Origin of the sequence: Dokdonia sp. Hel_I_63 (assembly GCF_007827285.1) — a bacterium.
Lineage (GTDB): Bacteria > Bacteroidota > Bacteroidia > Flavobacteriales > Flavobacteriaceae > Dokdonia.
This window is the reverse complement of record NZ_VISD01000001.1, coordinates 1,626,724-1,644,734: the sequence shown is the minus strand read 5'-3', so window position 1 is coordinate 1,644,734 and position 18,011 is coordinate 1,626,724. Positions and strand designations below refer to the sequence as shown.

The 18,011-nt window shown below is 35.8% G+C and carries 18 protein-coding genes and 1 other RNA gene; 18 read left to right on the top strand and 1 reads right to left on the bottom strand.

Annotated features, from left to right (window positions below):
* Window positions 1-184 precede the first annotated feature (184 nt).
* The 15 genes from nhaC to JM84_RS07220 all read left to right on the top strand — a co-directional run bounded on the left by nhaC (window position 185) and on the right by JM84_RS07220 (window position 14,123).
* Entirely contained in the window at window positions 185-1,669 is a 1,485-nt protein-coding gene (gene nhaC, locus JM84_RS07290; protein ID WP_013749696.1) for a Na+/H+ antiporter NhaC, read from the top strand.
* A 165-nt stretch (window positions 1,670-1,834) separates the two neighbouring features.
* Window positions 1,835-2,479: a peroxiredoxin gene (locus JM84_RS07285; RefSeq protein WP_013749697.1), complete on the top strand. Its 645-nt coding sequence runs from the start codon at window positions 1,835-1,837 to the stop codon at window positions 2,477-2,479.
* 14 nt (window positions 2,480-2,493) lie between these two features.
* The gene (locus tag JM84_RS07280; RefSeq protein WP_144783424.1) at window positions 2,494-2,808 is read left to right on the top strand and encodes a thioredoxin family protein; all 315 of its coding nucleotides are present in this window, start codon (window positions 2,494-2,496) and stop codon (window positions 2,806-2,808) included.
* Window positions 2,789-3,046, top strand: coding sequence for a DUF6952 family protein (locus JM84_RS07275; RefSeq protein ID WP_013749699.1), 258 nt, complete (start codon window positions 2,789-2,791; stop codon window positions 3,044-3,046). Before JM84_RS07280 ends, JM84_RS07275 begins: the two co-directional genes overlap by 20 nt.
* 91 nt (window positions 3,047-3,137) lie before the next feature.
* Entirely contained in the window at window positions 3,138-3,692 is a 555-nt protein-coding gene (locus tag JM84_RS07270) for a DUF427 domain-containing protein (RefSeq protein ID WP_144783422.1), read from the top strand.
* Between the two features lie 90 nt (window positions 3,693-3,782).
* The gene (gene tpx, locus JM84_RS07265; protein WP_013749701.1) at window positions 3,783-4,283 is read left to right on the top strand and encodes a thiol peroxidase; all 501 of its coding nucleotides are present in this window, start codon (window positions 3,783-3,785) and stop codon (window positions 4,281-4,283) included.
* Window positions 4,284-4,394: 111 nt separating this feature from the next.
* Window positions 4,395-4,721 (top strand): diacylglycerol kinase, encoded by a 327-nt coding sequence (locus JM84_RS07260; protein ID WP_049783458.1) that lies wholly within the window; start codon window positions 4,395-4,397, stop codon window positions 4,719-4,721.
* A 275-nt stretch (window positions 4,722-4,996) separates the two neighbouring features.
* The gene (locus JM84_RS07255) at window positions 4,997-5,488 is read left to right on the top strand and encodes a hypothetical protein (protein WP_013749703.1); all 492 of its coding nucleotides are present in this window, start codon (window positions 4,997-4,999) and stop codon (window positions 5,486-5,488) included.
* A gap of 17 nt (window positions 5,489-5,505) precedes the next feature.
* Window positions 5,506-6,240 (top strand): hypothetical protein, encoded by a 735-nt coding sequence (locus JM84_RS07250; RefSeq protein WP_013749704.1) that lies wholly within the window; start codon window positions 5,506-5,508, stop codon window positions 6,238-6,240.
* A 312-nt stretch (window positions 6,241-6,552) separates the two neighbouring features.
* A complete protein-coding gene (locus JM84_RS07245) occupies window positions 6,553-7,242 on the top strand; it encodes a hypothetical protein (RefSeq protein ID WP_013749705.1) in 690 nt (229 codons plus the stop codon).
* 180 nt (window positions 7,243-7,422) lie between these two features.
* Window positions 7,423-9,873 (top strand): FtsK/SpoIIIE family DNA translocase, encoded by a 2,451-nt coding sequence (locus JM84_RS07240; RefSeq protein WP_144783420.1) that lies wholly within the window; start codon window positions 7,423-7,425, stop codon window positions 9,871-9,873.
* Between the two features lie 6 nt (window positions 9,874-9,879).
* Window positions 9,880-10,599 carry a LolA family protein gene (locus JM84_RS07235; RefSeq protein ID WP_144783418.1) on the top strand — a complete coding sequence of 240 codons (720 nt, stop codon included), beginning with the start codon at window positions 9,880-9,882 and terminating at the stop codon, window positions 10,597-10,599.
* Window positions 10,600-10,662: 63 nt separating this feature from the next.
* Window positions 10,663-12,318: an LptF/LptG family permease gene (locus JM84_RS07230; RefSeq protein WP_261375708.1), complete on the top strand. Its 1,656-nt coding sequence runs from the start codon at window positions 10,663-10,665 to the stop codon at window positions 12,316-12,318.
* A 66-nt stretch (window positions 12,319-12,384) separates the two neighbouring features.
* A complete protein-coding gene (gene ribB, locus JM84_RS07225; RefSeq protein ID WP_144783416.1) occupies window positions 12,385-13,527 on the top strand; it encodes a 3,4-dihydroxy-2-butanone-4-phosphate synthase in 1,143 nt (380 codons plus the stop codon).
* An 11-nt stretch (window positions 13,528-13,538) separates the two neighbouring features.
* Entirely contained in the window at window positions 13,539-14,123 is a 585-nt protein-coding gene (locus JM84_RS07220; RefSeq protein WP_035334055.1) for a hypothetical protein, read from the top strand.
* Between the two features lie 193 nt (window positions 14,124-14,316).
* Here the strand turns inward: JM84_RS07220 and ffs are convergent.
* Window positions 14,317-14,415: signal recognition particle sRNA small type (ffs, locus tag JM84_RS07215), an RNA gene on the bottom strand.
* Window positions 14,416-14,499: 84 nt separating this feature from the next.
* Here ffs and JM84_RS07210 point away from each other — a divergent pair.
* From JM84_RS07210 to JM84_RS07200, 3 genes are all read left to right on the top strand, one after another.
* A complete protein-coding gene (locus JM84_RS07210; protein ID WP_144783414.1) occupies window positions 14,500-15,561 on the top strand; it encodes a glutaminyl-peptide cyclotransferase in 1,062 nt (353 codons plus the stop codon).
* A gap of 91 nt (window positions 15,562-15,652) precedes the next feature.
* Entirely contained in the window at window positions 15,653-16,399 is a 747-nt protein-coding gene (locus tag JM84_RS07205; protein ID WP_144783412.1) for a carboxypeptidase-like regulatory domain-containing protein, read from the top strand.
* Between the two features lie 45 nt (window positions 16,400-16,444).
* On the top strand, window positions 16,445-18,001 hold the full coding sequence (locus JM84_RS07200; RefSeq protein WP_144783410.1) for a hypothetical protein: 1,557 nt from the start codon (window positions 16,445-16,447) through the stop codon (window positions 17,999-18,001).
* The last annotated feature ends 10 nt before the right edge of the window (window positions 18,002-18,011 follow it).

The following is an 18,011-nucleotide window of genomic DNA, read 5'->3' as shown; positions in this document are numbered from 1 at the left end:
TTTTTTTGAATGTATCTATTTTAGACACTTTAAAGACTAGTGATTTGAAACAACTCAATAAGATAGCGCTTTGAGTTATTTTTATTTAAAATACTATGTAATCTTACATTGCTGGTTTTTGAGCATACACCTTGCAGAATACCTCCTATTATTGTAACATTACGGATAGAAACCGCACAGTCTTATGAACAACGAATTGGAAGATCAAAAAAACCATCATACTGTTGAAAATCGTGAATTAAATATTTGGGAAGCACTCATACCTATCATTGTTCTTGTTGCGATGCTAGCATTTAATGTGTACGTTTTTGGTGATGATGCATTGAGTGGTTCTAATCAATTTATACTAATTATAGGTGCAGCTGTAGCTGCGATTGTGGGTTACTTTAACAAAGTGGGCTATGAGACAATGGTTGAGGAAGTCTCTCAAAATCTAAAATCTACAACTGGAGCTATACTCATATTATTAATGGTAGGTGCTCTAGCAGGTACTTGGCTTGTAAGTGGTATTATACCGACAATGATATACTATGGGCTTCAAATACTAAATCCAACCATATTTCTACCTGCTTGTGTAATAATTTGTGCAGTTATCTCAATTGCAACAGGGAGTAGCTGGACCACCTCTGCAACAGTAGGTATAGCTCTCATTGGTATTGCAGAGGCTTTGGGGATTTCTCTAGGTATGACAGCCGGGGCAGTACTATCTGGAGCTTATTTTGGGGACAAGCTTTCACCTATGAGTGACACCACAAATCTAGCACCAGCAATGTCAGGGACAGATCTTTTTACTCATATAAGATATATGACACTCACTACAGTTCCCACTATAGTTGTTACGCTTATTGTATTTATTATTTTAGGCCTTACCCTCGATACATCAGGACCTACTGATACCTCAGCAATTCTGAGCGATATAAGAACTTCTTTTAATATAACACCGTGGCTGTTTACAGTTCCAGTGCTAGTGATATTTCTAATTATCAAAAAAACTCCACCACTTATTGCACTTCTAGTAGGAACTATACTTGCAGCTCTTGCAGCACTTATTTTTCAACCGGATGTCATCATTTCGGTTTCTGGCGGTAATGAACTTAACTTTACTAACGGATACAAAGGGGTTCTCAATGCAATTACTGTAGATACAAGTGTAGCTACTGATAATACAATTCTCAAAGACCTATTCTCTTCAGGGGGTATGGCTGGAATGCTCGGGACTATATGGCTAATAATATGTGCTATGGTTTTTGGTGGAATTATGGACGCAATAGGTGCACTTGCTACCATAAGTAAAGCCCTGTTAAAGCTGTTTAGTACTACTTTTGGACTTTTTGCTAGTACTGTAGCAAGTTGTCTAGCTCTTAATTTAACAGCTAGTGACCAATACCTTGCTATTGTCGTTCCTGGTAAAATGTATAGTAAAGCTTTTCAAGATAAAGGTCTAGCGCCAGAAAATCTTTCCAGAACCTTGGAAGATTCTGGGACTGTCACTTCTGTGCTTGTACCTTGGAATACTTGTGGAGCATATCAAAGTGGTGTACTTGGGGTCTCTGTGTATGATTACTTTGTATATGCCATCTTTAACTGGCTTTCTCCATTTATGACTTTACTATTTGCTGCTTTTAATATTAAAATTAGACAACTTAAAGATGCTCGTTCGGCGGCTTAATGGTCTTAAAATTACGCTTTCGCGAAAGCGTAACTACAACATTTACAATACCTAAAGCACAAGCATAAGTGAAATCAATACTACTATAAGATTATCCCATTTTCAAACATCTTAATTCACTCTTTTTCTAGGTACTTTTGCACCCGAATTAAAAAACCTAGAAAAATGACTTTAGTCGGTAAAAAATTTCCAAACCTTGCTGTTGACGCAATGGATGAAATGGGAGATACTTTTAAATTAAACATCTTAGAAAAAGCTAAGGAAGAAGGAAAGAAAATCATTCTTTTCTGGTACCCAAAAGATTTTACATTTGTTTGTCCTACTGAGCTTCATGCTTTCGAGGCAGCTAAACAAGCATTTGCAGATCGCAATACGCTAGTAATAGGAGCTTCATGTGATACTCCAGAAGTACACTTTGCGTGGTTAAACACTGCGAAAGATAATGGAGGTATAGAAGGTGTAACATACCCTATTCTTGCAGATACTAACCGTAACCTTGCAAACCAACTTGGAATTCTTGACGTGACAAACGAGCGTTTTGATGAAGAGACTGGAACTGTAATGGTAGATGGTGACAATGTTACTTATAGAGCGACTTACCTTATTGATGAGGAAGGAACTGTTTTTCACGAAGGTGTAAACCATATGCCTCTTGGTCGTAATGTAGCTGAGTTCTTGAGACTCGTAGATGCTTACACGCACGTACAAGAAAAAGGAGAAGTTTGTCCTGCAAACTGGGAAGATGGAAAAGATGCAATGAACGCAAACCGTGATGGTGTTGCCAGCTACCTTGCTGCACACGCAAACTAAATAATAAAGAAGCTATGATTCAAGAATTAGATCAAGATAACCTTAACCAGATTGTTGCAGATAATAATACTGTTATTGTACAGTATAGTGCAACATGGTGTGGTAACTGTCGCATTATGAAGCCTAAGTTCAAGAAACTAGCTTCAGAAAATGAAAATGTAAAATTTGTAATAGTAGATGCAGAGAAGAATCCAGAGTCACGTAAAATGGCAACGGTAGATAACCTTCCTACATTTGCAACATTTACAAAAGGAGCATTTAAAAATCAAGTGCAAACTAACAAGTTTGACATACTTAAAGATCTCGTAAATGAAGTTACCAGTAATTAAACACCTCGTAAGTTTTATAGAAGAAAATGATCAAGATTTTCTTATTGAGACTGTGGAGACTTTAGAAAACCTTACAGAAGTTCCCTCTCTTAAAGATGAAGAGCTAGACGTTATAGGCGAACTCATCTCAAATATGTATGGTGCGCTTGAAGTGCACAAAGACATACAAAGTGGTACTGCAAAGAAAGAAGCTCTCAACGGCTTCATGCAACGAGTAATGGGATCTATAGACAATTAAGTCTACCTAAGTACATAAATTTTAAAATGCGATGTCTTACAGACATCGCATTTTTTTTATACGTTCTTTAAAAGTTATCTTTAGAATAAAAATGAAAAAAGCACCTAGCTGGATACTAGAACACCGCGACTCTTGGGAATATAGAGGTCAAAAAAGACCGCCATTTGCAATCACCCCTTCTGAGGGACAAGAATCTGTATGGGATTACCCAAGACCACCAAAAATTACAATAGATCAAAGGCAGATTATTGTAAAGCACAAAGACATTGTTATCGCTGCTACTACTAGAGCTTTTAGAATTACTGAAACTGCTAGCCCGCCCACATATTATATTCCGCAGGAGGATATAGATATGGAATTGCTTGAGGAGGTCGTTGGTAGTTCGCACTGTGAGTGGAAAGGAGCTGCGGCTTATTGGGATATTATACTACCATCTACTACATTTAAAAATGCTGCATGGAGTTATCCAGATCCATATGAAGAATTTCAAGAGATAAGTAATAGTATCTCGTTTTACCCAGCGATTCTAGATTGTTATATAGATGATGAAAAGGTACGCCCACAACCTGGAGGTTTTTATGGAGGATGGATTACTGATGAGATTGTAGGTCCCGTAAAAGGCGAAATACCAGAAGCATCCTTATAGATACACTCTATTTCTTAAAAATTTCTTTACCATACTTTTAATAAAATTGCTCTCGCATTTCTGTACTTTTACGTAACCAAAAAAAATAATATGGCAAATATCACTTTAGGCGGAAACGCTGCAACAACGATAGGAGAACTTCCAAAAGTAGGAACAACAGCTCCAGATTTTTCACTTTCAAAAAATGACATGTCTACTGCAAGTCTTGCAGACTTTAAAGGAAAACGTGTTGTATTAAATATATTCCCATCGGTGGATACTGGTGTTTGTGCTCAATCTGTACGCACCTTTAATGAGAAGATTTCAAGTGCAGAAAACACAGAGGTACTTTGTATTTCTCGTGACCTACCATTTGCACAAGCTCGTTTTTGTGCAGCCGAAGGTCTAGAAAATGTACACACACTTTCTGATTTTAAATCTGGTGATTTCGGAAAAAACTATGGGGTAACTATAGAAGGTGGAGCCTTTGAAGGTCTTCATTCAAGAGCTGTAGTCGTACTCGATGAAGCTGGAAAAGTAATTTATACAGAGCAAGTACCAGAAGTAGGTCAAGAACCTAATTATGAAGGTGCAATGAGCGCTATTAAATAATATCCATACCTTTAATGCTGAGTGTATCACAGACTGATATACTCAGCATTTTTTTAACTATATACCTCCACTCCATTGCCTATTAAATTTATTACTGGAAGACTTAAGGGAATGAAATATTCTCTTCAAGGAGGTATACAACTTATACGCTCTGAGGCTAGTATTCAAGTACAGTTTGGCGTTGCCATACTAATTACTATTGCTGGATTATACTACAACATCTCACGCACAGAGTGGATTGCCCAAATATTATGCATAGGCCTCGTAATGACCGCCGAAGGTCTCAATACCGCCATAGAAGGAATTGCAGATTTTATACATCCAGACTTTCATGAGAAGATAGGTCGCATTAAAGATATTGCTGCAGGTGCGGTAGGTATCGCAGCACTAGCGTCTGTTGTTGTGGCTGGGATTATATATGTGCCACGTATTTTTTAGATAATAGTTTATCTTATTCTAGTTTTTCTAATAAAAGGGCGAGTATTTAGCTAAGACCAGTGTCTCTTGTTTGATAATAAACTCTAGTAATCCTTAAAGATTATTCACCCCACCTAAATTAATACTATCGTTAATTCAGAAAGATTTTAATCTGGAAAATTTACTTTGTAAGTATCAATAAATGTACATAATACCTATATTGAAGTTTGTAATCTAAAAATAGACATACGTCTAGATTATTTTAAGTTATTAAATCCAATCAAGGCGCATAACAAATGAGGTTTCTACTATTACTATTTTTAACGACCTCTTATTTAAATGCTCAGAATGACTTTACCAAATCAGGTAAATTAAGTAATCTATATCAAGTACAACTTATCAACTACCTAAATGAATATGGACTGAATGTAATTCCAAAAGACACACTATTAATTGATTTGGGCACTATCAGTTCTAATATTCGAAATATGACTAGTGGGCATTATGAAAATTACAAAGCCTTAATAGCTTCAAAAAACTCCATTAAACACATTGAATTTATCAATGAAATTCCAAAAAGAAAAAAAGATCGAAAAAAATTCAAAAATCAGATTATAGATCAAAAATCAATATTGAAAAAAATCTTCTTCTCATCTCATAATTCAACTCAAGAAGGCAATAAAACAATCAATGCTAATACAGTTATTGTTTATCCAGATAGAACATTCTTAATAATGCCCACTGACGACATTCTAACTACCCGAGATTTTTTAGAAAAAATGTACTAATTAATAATTTATCAATTTTGAATTTATCTTTAAACGTACGTACGATTATTGTTTTTATAATTAGCTTATTTATTTCTTCTATAATATATGCACAAGAGACGTATACATTTGACTATCAAATTGAATATGACGTCTCATATAGTAATGATTCTTTGTATTATGCCAAAGGAATTACGAAAAACCCTGACAGGAGACCAAAAATTATTTACTTAACAAATTCCAAAGACAACTCCTATTATTTGAAAGTTGTTAAAAAAAATGAATTAGTAGTACAGCTTTTTTTTCGCAACAATGAAAAATTTTACACCAATGATGTTATGGGAAAGGAAAATTTTAATGTTGCCGATGTTATTGAAATGAATTGTGACATAAGTCAGCGGTATAGAAAATTTTGGAATTCATATAATAATCCAGAATACTATGACTTAAAAAATATCCCTGACACAGTTAGCAACGATTATAATTTCAAACGATATGATTTCTCGATAATAAAACATAAACTAGATAGAATGCAAAGCAGAGAGGAATACATTGTAGATACATCAGGTGTTAACCATCTTCCCTTACTTACATCAAGAACTCAATATTCGCTATGGAAAGAATCTCAAAAATTACCAAATAAAATTTTTCTAGAGAAACACTCAATTAATGAGAAAGGAGAAATCTGGAGAACTGCAAGGTTATCAAGTATAAAATCTAGAATACTAAAAGTTTCTTTCAAGAGTTCATGTTTTAAAAAACAGAGATTTTGAGCAAAATTTTTACAATAACTTCTTAAAAATAGTGTCAACTTAATAAACAATACCACATTACCCTGCTATAAGACTCTATAAATACGCCTTATACATTTTACTTACTTTCCTTTATATAGTAATTACCTCTATAACGCTTCAAACAGTTTATGCTCTCGTTTTTAATATTATACTTTTTTATAAAATTATAGGATGATAGTAAATAACATCAAGCTTAATTATATTTTAGTACCTCTTACCTCTAGCAGAAATAGTTATAGTTATCGATATTTACAACTACCTACATATTAAGAACATTAAATTCTGCATTATATGAAAATCATTCTCTTACTATTAATTTTATTCTCATCAAATATTCTAGCACAAAAAAAATATGTCTTTGATCGGATAAGTACATACAGTAGAGAAATAGTAAAACCTGGCGATAGTAAAAAGGGCAAAAATGATAGTATTACAAAGCGGGAGGTAATCTATTTAACTCAAGAAAGTGACAATAGCTACTTCGCACAGCTTACTAAAAAAGACTCCCTTAATTTCACTCTCAAGTTGACAGACCGTAATGGAATTAAAATAACAATGGACATTTCAAGAATTCAATTTGAACAGCTAGAAACACTCGAAGCTACTTGTAAAAATGTCTCTGAGTATATGAATCCATATAAATATCAAGTTAAAAATTACGATTTTACAGACATTAAAGATACCATAATAGAAGGTATAGCATATAGCTCATATAAGCTTACTTCTAATAATTCAAAAAGAGCCAAAAGAAATAAATTAGGAACTAATCTATATATTATTGATAAACGTATTGCTGAGCACTTACCCTTACTCACATTTGCAACGGCCTATGAAGAGTGGAAAACTGAACGAAACATTCCAAATGGACTATTTATCGAAAAACACATGTTATTTTATTCTGGAAAAACGTTTATGAAAGAAAAAATAGTAAGTACCCATAAAATACAAAAGCAAATAATTATAGCATCTCCTTGCCTTTAATGTAGTGACTTTTAAATTTCTTCACCACTTACATTAAAGGAGATTATTCACCCACCATTATAAGTATCTATATTTAAAAACTACTCATCTTCGCCAATAAATACGGATCATAAACCAAGAAAACTTCCGTTTCAATATTGTACTTTTATCTCCCACAAAAAAACAACCTTGAACGCTTCTATGGCAAAAAAGAAATCCACGGCTAAAAAAACAAATACTAAGACTCCTAGAAAATCTATTTCCTTTAAGTTGACGCGCCAGCAGCAGATCATTTTAGGAAGTTTTTTATTCTTACTTGGTCTCGGTTTGCTGTTTTCTTTTATCTCATACTTATTTACTTGGAAAGTAGATCAAAGTCTTATCGCTACAGGAACCAGAGAGGACGAAGCTTCAAACTGGCTCTCTCTTGTGGGTGCCCGTATTAGCCATTTCTTTATCTATAAAGGTTTTGGTATCCCGGCCCTCGCACTTTGTATTCTCACAGCACTTACTGGAATACATTACTTTTTTGATTACGCAAAGACGTCATTAAAAAGATTTTGGTTTTGGGGAATATTGCTCATGCTTTGGTTAGCTGTATTTCTTGGGTTTTTCCATAAAAAGAATGATATCCTTGGAGGTACCGTTGGTTATGAAATCAATGACTTCTTGCAAGATTATTTAGGTCTTGCGGGAGCAATCATCGTGATGGCTTTTCTAGCCATTGTCTATCTAGTTGTGCGTTTAAAACTTACACCTGAACGTATATCCACTTTTATAAACAAACAACGTAGTGATCTCGCTGGTGAGTTTTCAGAAGATGGAAAAGAACCTATTATTGTAGATAACTCCTCTACTTACGAAGCCGAAGAATTTTTAAAAGGAACTAAGGTTGAGGATGAGACCGCTTTCGCGAAAGCGGAAACCGCAACACCTCCTAAGACATCTACCTTTGAACAAAACGTTCAAGATTTACAACCTGCACTCACCAAAAAAGAAGCGGAACCTACAAGTAGCTTCCAAGTAACGAAAGCTCCAGAGGAAGAAGTTGTCGTACCTGTGGAAGAAGTTGCTGTAGAGGTAGAAAAACCTATTGAAGAGGAAGAACTCACCGATAACCTGAGCTCAAAGCTAGTTGCAGATTTTGGCGAATTTGACCCTACCTTAGAACTTTCAAAATTTAATTTCCCTCCTATTGATCTATTAAAAGATTATACAAACGGACAAGGTATCACCATTAACCAAGCAGAGCTTGAAGAAAATAAAAATCGAATTGTTGAGACGCTTAACAACTATAAAATAGGCATCTCAAACATTAAAGCGACCGTAGGGCCTACGGTGACATTATATGAGATTGTACCTGAGGCTGGGGTTCGTATTTCAAAAATCAAGAATCTTGAAGATGATATTGCTTTATCACTCAGCGCACTGGGTATACGTATTATTGCTCCTATCCCTGGACGTGGTACGATAGGTATTGAGGTGCCTAATAAGAATCCGCGTATTGTGAGTATGCGCTCTGCAGTGGCTAGTAAGAAATTTCAAGAAGCAGAAATGGAGCTACCACTTACACTAGGTAAAACCATTTCAAACGAAACTTTTGTGGTAGACCTTGCCAAAATGCCTCACCTACTCATGGCAGGTGCAACAGGACAAGGTAAATCTGTTGGTCTTAACGCAATCCTAACTTCGCTACTATACAAAAAACATCCTGCCGAAGTGAAATTTGTACTGGTAGATCCTAAAAAAGTGGAGCTTACTTTATTCAATAAAATAGAACGACACTATCTAGCAAAACTTCCAGATACAGACGAAGCCATTATCACAGATAATTCTAAGGTGATTAACACGCTTAACTCTCTATGTATAGAGATGGATAACCGTTATGACTTGCTTAAGGATGCAATGTGTCGTAACATTAAGGAATACAACGTCAAGTTTAAGGCACGTAAGCTCAATCCAGAAAATGGACATAAGTTCTTACCTTATATTATACTAGTAGTAGACGAGTTTGCAGATCTTATTATGACTTCTGGAAAAGAAGTAGAAACACCAATAGCAAGGCTTGCTCAGCTTGCTCGTGCCATTGGTATTCATTTAATTATTGCAACGCAACGTCCTTCTGTAAATGTAATTACAGGTATTATTAAAGCCAACTTCCCAGCTCGTATCGCTTTTAGAGTAACTTCAAAAATAGATAGCCGTACTATTCTTGACACCTCTGGCGCAGACCAGCTTATAGGTCGTGGTGACATGTTGTACACTCAAGGTAATGACGTGGTGCGTATACAGTGTGCATTTGTGGATACTCCAGAAGTAGAACGTATTGTAGATTATATAGGAAATCAAAAAGCATATCCAAACGCCCACTTATTGCCAGAATATGTAGGTGAAGAGAGTGGCACAAGTCTTGATATAGATGCTTCAGATAGGGATGCTCTCTTTCGCGATGCCGCCGAAGTATTGGTCATTGCACAGCAAGGAAGTGCTTCTCTATTACAACGTAAATTAAAACTAGGATACAATAGAGCTGGAAGAATCATAGATCAACTAGAAGCTGCAGGTGTGGTAGGTCCTTTTGAAGGAAGTAAAGCACGTCAAGTACTAGTTCAAGATATGGCTGGACTGGATCAACTCCTAAATAACGAATAAATCAAAATGAAAAAGAAACTTATTTTTTGGCTGGCTCCTATCCTTTTTAAGAAAGTGTTAGTTCCTGTCGCAGTAAAAGGTTACCGCAAATTTGCAAAACGTGCAATGCCTGTGGTATTGTTATTATTTATGACCGCTTTCGCGAAAGCGCAAACAGCACAAACCCTTCTTAAAGAGGTAGACACCAAGGTAAAAAGCTATGACAACATCGCTATTGATTTTAAATATGCCTTAAGTAATGAAGCCGAAGGTGTAAATCAAGAGACTAAAGGAAACGTAGTCATGGCTGGTAACAACTACAAGCTATCTCTTATGGGGACTACGCAATTATTTGATGGAAGGAACGTTTATACTATTGTTCCTGAAGATGAGGAAATCACCATTAGTGCAATGAGTGATCAAGATGAAAACGCAATCACACCTTCAAAAATGTTATCCTTCTTTAATGAAGGTTACACACAGAAGATGGACATCGTGCAAAAAGTAAACGGTAGAGAAATACAGTTTGTAAAGCTTACTCCTATGGACTCTAATAGTGACGTAAAATATACGTTATTAGGTGTAGACGCACAGACTAAGCATATACACAAGCTTATTATCACACAAAAGAATGGTACTAAAGTGACTATTACTGTAAATTCATTTAAGCCTAATCAACCTTTGGCAAAAAATGTATTTGTTTTTGATAAGACGAAGTACGCAGATTATTACATCAATAAATTATAATAGTATAATACTAGTAGCAAGGGCGCAGACTTCTTATTTTTGTTTGCGCCCTCAGCTTTTTACATGAAAATACTAGACCGATATATTCTTTTTACGTTCGTAAGAACATTCCTGAGCATCTTCACTATTTTGATGTTCATTTTTGTTTTACAAAGTGTCTGGTTATATATACAAGAACTAGCAGGTAGAGATCTTGACTTTGATGTTATTGTCAAGTTCTTACTTTTTGCAATGCCCAGTCTGGTAACGCTAGTACTTCCACTCTCAGTTCTTCTTACAAGTATCATGACCTTCGGTAACTTTGCCGAAAACTATGAGTTTGCAGCAATGAAATCTACTGGAATCTCACTACAACGCGCGATGAAAAGTGTGATTTACTTTGTGATTCTTCTTGCGGTAGGTTCTTTCTTATTTGCAAATCATGTAATTCCTGCTTCTCAAATTGAGTTCAGAAATTTACGTAGAAACATAGGAAAACTTAAACCTGCCATGCTCATACGCAGTGGGCAGTTTAATGAGATTACAGAAGATTTTAATATGCGTGTGGCTGAGAAATATGGCGATAGAGATCAGTACCTCAGAGATATTGTAATTCATCAAGCCGAAAAAGGTAGAATGGGTAACTATACTGTTATTATAGCCTCTGAAGGCGAACTCATAAGTTCTATAGACTCCCCTACACTTTCCTTAAAACTTACGGACGGTAATTACTATACCGAAGTTCAAAAGAAAGATTATAAGGAGCGTAAGAAAGAACCGTTTGCAAAAAGTTATTTTGAAACATACACCCTCAATATTGACTTGAGCGAACTAGATGCTGTTGACCTTGACGATAAGGATATCAATAACAGCTACCAGATGATGAATATCGTTTTATTAGACTCTAGCATCACAGAGCTATCAAAGCGTTACGTAGAAGACAGAACCACATTTAGTGATAAGTACATACACAAAGCAAACTTAACATCCCTAGACTCACTTTATTCTGGAGTTCCTGCTCAAGATATAGAGATTAAAGACACGCTTCTAGATAATTACGAGGTAAGAGACCGTGTGCGTATACTAGAAATTGCAAAGTCTAATTTAAATAATACCGTCGCAGATCTTGAGAATCGAAAGAACAAACTCAAAGTAGATGTAAAACGCCTAAGTAAATTTGAAATCTCACTACACGAAAAGTACGTACTAGGGTTTAGCTGTATTCTACTATTCTTTGTGGGCGCTCCACTAGGTGCAATTATTCGTAAAGGAGGATTAGGTCTTCCTATTGTAATAGGTGTTGTAGTATTCCTTACCTTTCATTTTATAGGAATTTTTGCAAAAAATAGTGCAGAAAACAACTCTATAAGTCCCTTCGTTGCTAGTTGGCTTAGTACTTTTATATTATTACCGCTAGGTATTTACCTTACCTATCGAGCTACTACTGATCAAGGAATATTTGATGTAGATATTGTTCCTAAGCCTATAAAGAGATTATTTTCTAAAAAGAAAAAAGAACTTATCATTCCTCCTACGGTAGATAAATCATACGTGCTCACGGAAGATGAGATTAAATTATTAGACTCCTTTTCTTCTAACCAACTTAAGGACGTGGTAAAAAACCACAAAGATCTTGGATATTCTAACGATATGCGTTTAGCCGCTATTGATAGACTTGACCAATTAGGCATCACCATAGAAAACCTAAGAGTCCAAGGATATTATCGAGACAGCAAATAACTTTTTGCGCTTAAAACTTATACACAAAACAAAGGTGTTCCCGTATCTTTGTACAAAATATTACCTATGCAAAAGACAGCATCTACAAGCATCCAACTACATACTATTGAAGAAGCCATTAAAGATATTAAAAATGGAAAAGTAATCATTGTAGTAGATGATGAGGATCGTGAGAATGAAGGAGATTTTCTGGCTGCTGCAGAAGCAGTAACACCAGAAATGATCAATTTTATGGCTACTCATGGTCGTGGTCTTATATGCACACCTATTACAGAAGATCGTTGTGAAGAGTTACATCTCAACATGATGGTAACTAGTAATACAGATCCTATGGAGACTGCTTTTACCGTTTCTGTAGACCTTAAAGGCAATGGAGTTACAACTGGAATATCTGCCTCAGATAGATCAAAAACGGTACAGGCACTAATAAACCCAAATACAAAACCTTACGATTTAAGTAGACCAGGACATATCTTCCCGCTTAAAGCGAAAGAAGGAGGTGTACTACGTCGTACGGGACATACAGAGGCAGCGATAGATTTTGCAAGGCTCGCTGGCTTCAAACCAGCTGGTGTGATTGTAGAGATCATGAATGCAGACGGGACGATGGCTAGATTGCCACAGCTTCTAGAAGTTGCCAAAACTTTTGACCTAAAGATAGTTTCAATTGAAGACCTCGTTGCTTATCGTATGAATCACGATAGCCTTATTGATAAAAAAGAAGACTTTGAGATTAAAACGCGTTTTGGAGATTTTAGACTTCGTGCGTATGAACAAACTACAAATGACACCGTTCACATAGCACTTACTAAAGGTGGCTGGGAAGATGATGAGCCAGTACTTGTACGCGTAAACTCAACTCAAATTAACAATGACCTACTAGGTACGCTCACAAACAATCCAGATGCCAAACTAGATGATATGTTTCGTGCAGTTAATGAAGCTGGAAAAGGAGCAATTGTTTTTATAAATCAAGAGAATGCAAGTGCAAATCTTTTAGGAAGATTAAGCGAACTAAAAACATTACAAAAGGAAGGAGAGATGAAAGCTCCTAACGTAGTCATGGACTCAAAAGATTTTGGCATAGGTGCACAAATCTTACATGATCTGCGCATATCCAAGGTAAAACTAATGACTAATAGTGAAGGTCTTAAACGTATAGGCATCGTAGGCTACGGTCTAGAGATTGTAGAGCGTGTAGGGTATTAAAAAAGTATACCATGAAAATTTTTAATTTTTTTATATTCACTTTATTTATCTTTTTTACGACTACTTCGACCGGTCAACAAAGGGGACTATTAAACGTAACCTTAAAAGATGGCAGTGAAAACATAGATTTTTTTATACAGAAAAAGGACATATTCTATGGAAAACAAACCAAGAAAAATATAAAAGCTACAGATATTGATTATTTCACTCTTTTATCTGACTCTCTTCAAGAAAAGCATTCGATACTTCGCACTCCTACTGATAAAATTAAAACGACATGGTTTGGAATAAAGTATTATGACAGAGGAGATTTTGAAATTTACGAAAGCTATAATCCTTTTAAAAAAAACTATTCCGACTCTTTAAGACGGGAAAAGTTCAACAAAGGTATTAGTGTTCGCATAAAAAGAAAAAACGAAGAGTATCTTCATGAATTAATTTTCATGCATGGGTTTGGTTATAAAGGCTGGAGAAAAAGGTTTAAAAACTTTTACGAAAATTGCCCAGAGCTTTTAAAAATAATGAGACAAAATAAAATTTCTAAAATGAATTTATCGGCTATTACAAACTTATATATTGAGCATTGTAACAATTAACTCTGAACAATATTCTAAATATTCTAATCATTATATAAATGAAAGCTTTCATATCTCACATTGAGATGGCTTTTTTTTGAGGTACAATTACGCTTTCGCGAAAGCTTAAAAAACAAAATCCCAAATTTCAATAGCTTATGAAATTTGGGATTCTTTATATATAGTGTCAAATTGCTTGACTTGTGCGCACAAAAAATGGCAAGCTACCTACATCACACCGCTACGACCATCTACCCTTGCTGCGTTCCCACCCTGGGGGATTCGACAGGAGCTGGTTGTGTAGGACTTGCCGCTGCAAAGATATAGCTTCTTTGAGAAGTCGCAAGGTTTTTTTGCCCGATTTTTTGTTTTAAATTGCCTTAAAATTCAACATCACATGACAGCATACGCTAAGCACCTCATTCTATTACTTTTACCACTTCTTATCATAGGCTGTGGTGATAAAGGATCACTAGATGGAAACTTCACAATCGAGACTAGTGCCATTAAAAATTCTATAAAAAATGGTGGAGAGATTGCTATTTCGCTTAAAGCGAAAAAAAATATCGCAATAGACTCTGTCGTTTATGATCTTGACGGACAGCGCTTAGGCAGTAATAAAGACAGCGGTAAATATACCACTACGCTTACTTCGCCAAAATTAGGTGGCAGAACCTTAACCGCAACTATCTCTACTCCAGATGGAACGACAACTGCTACTCAAAAAATAAATATACTGCACACTAAAGCTCCTAAAGTATATGGTTATAAAATCATAAATAGATACCCACATCAAACAGATGCCTACACACAAGGACTAGAATTTGTAGGAGATACACTTTATGAAAGTAATGGAAGCTATGGCGAGTCTACACTGCGAAAACTTGACTACAAGACTGGCGCAGTTCTCAAAGAAGTAAAGCTAGACAACTCTTATTTTGCAGAAGGCATGACGATCATAGGAGACAATATCTACCAACTCACATGGCAGAAAAATACAGGCTTTATTTACAACAAAGATACCTTTGAGAAGACTGGAACATTTGCTTACAATCAAAGTAAAGAAGGCTGGGGACTTACAAATGATGGTACGGTTATTTACAAGTCTGACGGAACTAGTAAAATCTGGACGCTAGACCCTTCTAACCTTTCTGAGCAATCTTATATAGAGCCTACAGACAATTCTAAAGTAACGAGTAGACTTAATGAACTTGAGTGGGTAAATGGAAAAATTTATGCAAATAATTATCAAGTAGATTTAATTTCAATTATTAATCCTAAATCTGGTGCTATAGAAGGACTTATAGATTTAAGAGAACTTAAAAAGGAAGTACAATCAGGCTTAGATTCAGCAAACGAAGTTCTTAATGGAATCGCTTATAAAGCAAATGAAGGTCGTCTTTTTGTGACTGGAAAACACTGGAACACCTTATTTGAAATAGAGATTGTAGAAAAATAGTCTGTTTACTCACCGTAACCGCGCGTTTACTCATTATGACTATTGGCAAGATGCTTGATTAACTAGATTTACATCAGTTAATCAAAGCATTATGAAAAAGCCTATCGCCCTTACAATCCCAAAGCCATGTCATGAAGACTGGACTAAAATGACTCCTACCCAGCAAGGAAAACACTGCGCTGTATGTAATAAAGAGGTCATTGATTTTACAGCACACACTACAACACAATTACGTGATCGTATAGTGAGTGGAGATTCGATTTGTGGTCGTTTTAGAAAAGACCAGCTAGGTACACCCCTATCTTTATCGCATCATAAAGGCCGTAGTTTTGCGCAATATGCAGCTTCTTTGTTAGTGCCGATCGCTACACTTTCGGCTGGAGATGCGGCATCTCAAACCACAGAAGAGGTCTTTATCACTGGAGACATAGCACCCGTTGAATTACCTATTAATGCGTATGATAGTTTAGGAATTGGTTCGCTTTCGCGAAAGCATAAAACTCCACAAAAACTAGTAACCATAAAAGGCACTGTTACCGATATGGTTGGCCCGCTTCCTGGAGTGAACATAACCGTTCATGGAACTTCAAGAGCTTATCAAACAGATTTTGAAGGAAATTATAGTCTCAAAGTGTATCCTGGAGAAACGATTAAGTATAGCTTCTTAGGTTACGAACCACGTACAATACTCGTAGGCTCACAAGTTGAAATAAATGTGAATTTTAAAGATGAGGATCAAAACATTCTTTTAGGAGAAGTTCTCATACTCGATTACAAACAAATTAAGAAAGAAGAGAGAAGAGAAAAAAGGCGTCTCAAGAAAGAAAAAGGACACTAAAAACACTACACTTAATGCTTTATATTTGTTACAAACTACATTTACATGCGCAGTATATACCTACTCATCGTCCTTGCTGGAATTATAACCTTTAGCTCTTGTCGTAATGATTTTGAAACGACAGCAAGCACGGGTAATCTTGAGTTCTCTAGAGATACTATTTTTTTAGATACTGTTTTTACAAACATAGGCTCGAGCACCTATAATCTTAAAGTATATAACCGCAGTGACGAGGATATTTCAATTCCTAGTGTGCGTTTAGGACTAGGTGAATCTTCAAATTATAGACTCAACGTAGATGGAATGCCTGGTAGAACTTTTGAAAACGTAGAGATTCTTGCAAATGATAGCATCTTTGTTTTTGTAGAAACTACGCTGGATATAAATAGTGTAGGCGATGGCTCTAATGAGTTTTTATATACAGATATTATAGAGTTTAATAGCACAGGAACAACGCAACAAGTAGATCTTGTAACCTTGGTTAAAGATGCTATATTTCTTTTTCCAGAACGTGATGGAGCTACTGGAATAGTAGAAACACTTACCGTAAATAATGTAGAAACTTCGCTAGAAGGACGCTATCTCATGGATGATGAGCTTACTTTTACAAATGATAAGCCTTATGTAATTTATGGATATATGGCTGTAGGAGATCCTAATGGAATTGACGCTAAAACGCTCAACATAGAAGCTGGCGCACGCATTCACTTCCATGCAGATAGCGGCTTACTCATTGCAGATAATGCATCGCTACAAGTAAACGGATTATTAAGCACAGATAGCGTACTTCTTGAAAATGAAGTGATTTTTGAAAGCGATAGACTTGAGACTGTTTTTTCTAATGTTCCAGGTCAATGGGGAACTATCTTACTTACAGATGGTAGTGTAAACAATACCATTAATCATGCAACTATTAAAAATGCCACGGTAGGAATTCTTAATGAATCTAGCGCAAACAACTCAGCGACTCCTAGCCTTACTCTTAGCAACACTCAGATCTACAATGCATCTGCTGTGGGGTTACTCAATAGATTTTCGGCTGTGGAAGCTTCTAATACTGTGATTAATAACTGTGGCCAGTTTGCTATGCTTATACAATTAGGCGGTAGTTACAATTTCACGCATAGCACCTTTGCGAATTACTGGACGCAGAGTTTCAGAAATACACCCGCAGTATTTATAGACAATACCCTTCTAAGTGGGGACACTCTTTTAGTAGGCGAACTTGCTCAAGCTAATTTTACAAATTGTATTATATATGGTAATCAGGATGAGGAGCTAGGTTTTAATAAAGATGACAGCGCTCCGTTTAACTTCAAGTTTACAAATACTCAGATTCGTTTTGATGATGATTTTGGAGATTTTAATGAAAATCCGTTATTTGATTTTACAAACGTAAGTTTCTATCAAGACATTATAAGAGGTGGAGATCCAGATTTCTTTGAGCCAACAGAAAACATGCTCCAAATAGGAGAAAACACAGCAAGCAACGGCCTCGGACTTCAAAGTGCATCAAACCAATTCCCGTTAGATATTATAGGCACGAGCCGCACAAGTAATTCAGACTTTGGGGCGTATGAAAGTGTTGTGTTTCCTGAATAATCTTAAAAGA

Excerpts from the sequence above, each read along its gene's own strand:
- JM84_RS07200 (WP_144783410.1), top strand. The coding sequence starts at position 16,445 with ATGCGCAGTATATACCTACTCATCGTCCTTGCTGGAATTATAACCTTT.
- JM84_RS07240 (WP_144783420.1), top strand. The coding sequence starts at position 7,423 with ATGGCAAAAAAGAAATCCACGGCTAAAAAAACAAATACTAAGACTCCT.
- JM84_RS07280 (WP_144783424.1), top strand. The coding sequence starts at position 2,494 with ATGATTCAAGAATTAGATCAAGATAACCTTAACCAGATTGTTGCAGAT.
- JM84_RS07205 (WP_144783412.1), top strand. The coding sequence starts at position 15,653 with ATGAAAAAGCCTATCGCCCTTACAATCCCAAAGCCATGTCATGAAGAC.
- JM84_RS07230 (WP_261375708.1), top strand. The coding sequence starts at position 10,663 with ATGAAAATACTAGACCGATATATTCTTTTTACGTTCGTAAGAACATTC.
- JM84_RS07220 (WP_035334055.1), top strand. The coding sequence starts at position 13,539 with ATGAAAATTTTTAATTTTTTTATATTCACTTTATTTATCTTTTTTACG.
- JM84_RS07210 (WP_144783414.1), top strand. The coding sequence starts at position 14,500 with ATGACAGCATACGCTAAGCACCTCATTCTATTACTTTTACCACTTCTT.
- JM84_RS07285 (WP_013749697.1), top strand. The coding sequence starts at position 1,835 with ATGACTTTAGTCGGTAAAAAATTTCCAAACCTTGCTGTTGACGCAATG.
- JM84_RS07255 (WP_013749703.1), top strand. The coding sequence starts at position 4,997 with ATGAGGTTTCTACTATTACTATTTTTAACGACCTCTTATTTAAATGCT.
- JM84_RS07245 (WP_013749705.1), top strand. The coding sequence starts at position 6,553 with ATGAAAATCATTCTCTTACTATTAATTTTATTCTCATCAAATATTCTA.
- JM84_RS07260 (WP_049783458.1), top strand. The coding sequence starts at position 4,395 with ATGAAATATTCTCTTCAAGGAGGTATACAACTTATACGCTCTGAGGCT.
- JM84_RS07275 (WP_013749699.1), top strand. The coding sequence starts at position 2,789 with ATGAAGTTACCAGTAATTAAACACCTCGTAAGTTTTATAGAAGAAAAT.
- nhaC (WP_013749696.1), top strand. The coding sequence starts at position 185 with ATGAACAACGAATTGGAAGATCAAAAAAACCATCATACTGTTGAAAAT.
- tpx (WP_013749701.1), top strand. The coding sequence starts at position 3,783 with ATGGCAAATATCACTTTAGGCGGAAACGCTGCAACAACGATAGGAGAA.
- JM84_RS07270 (WP_144783422.1), top strand. The coding sequence starts at position 3,138 with ATGAAAAAAGCACCTAGCTGGATACTAGAACACCGCGACTCTTGGGAA.
- JM84_RS07235 (WP_144783418.1), top strand. The coding sequence starts at position 9,880 with ATGAAAAAGAAACTTATTTTTTGGCTGGCTCCTATCCTTTTTAAGAAA.
- ribB (WP_144783416.1), top strand. The coding sequence starts at position 12,385 with ATGCAAAAGACAGCATCTACAAGCATCCAACTACATACTATTGAAGAA.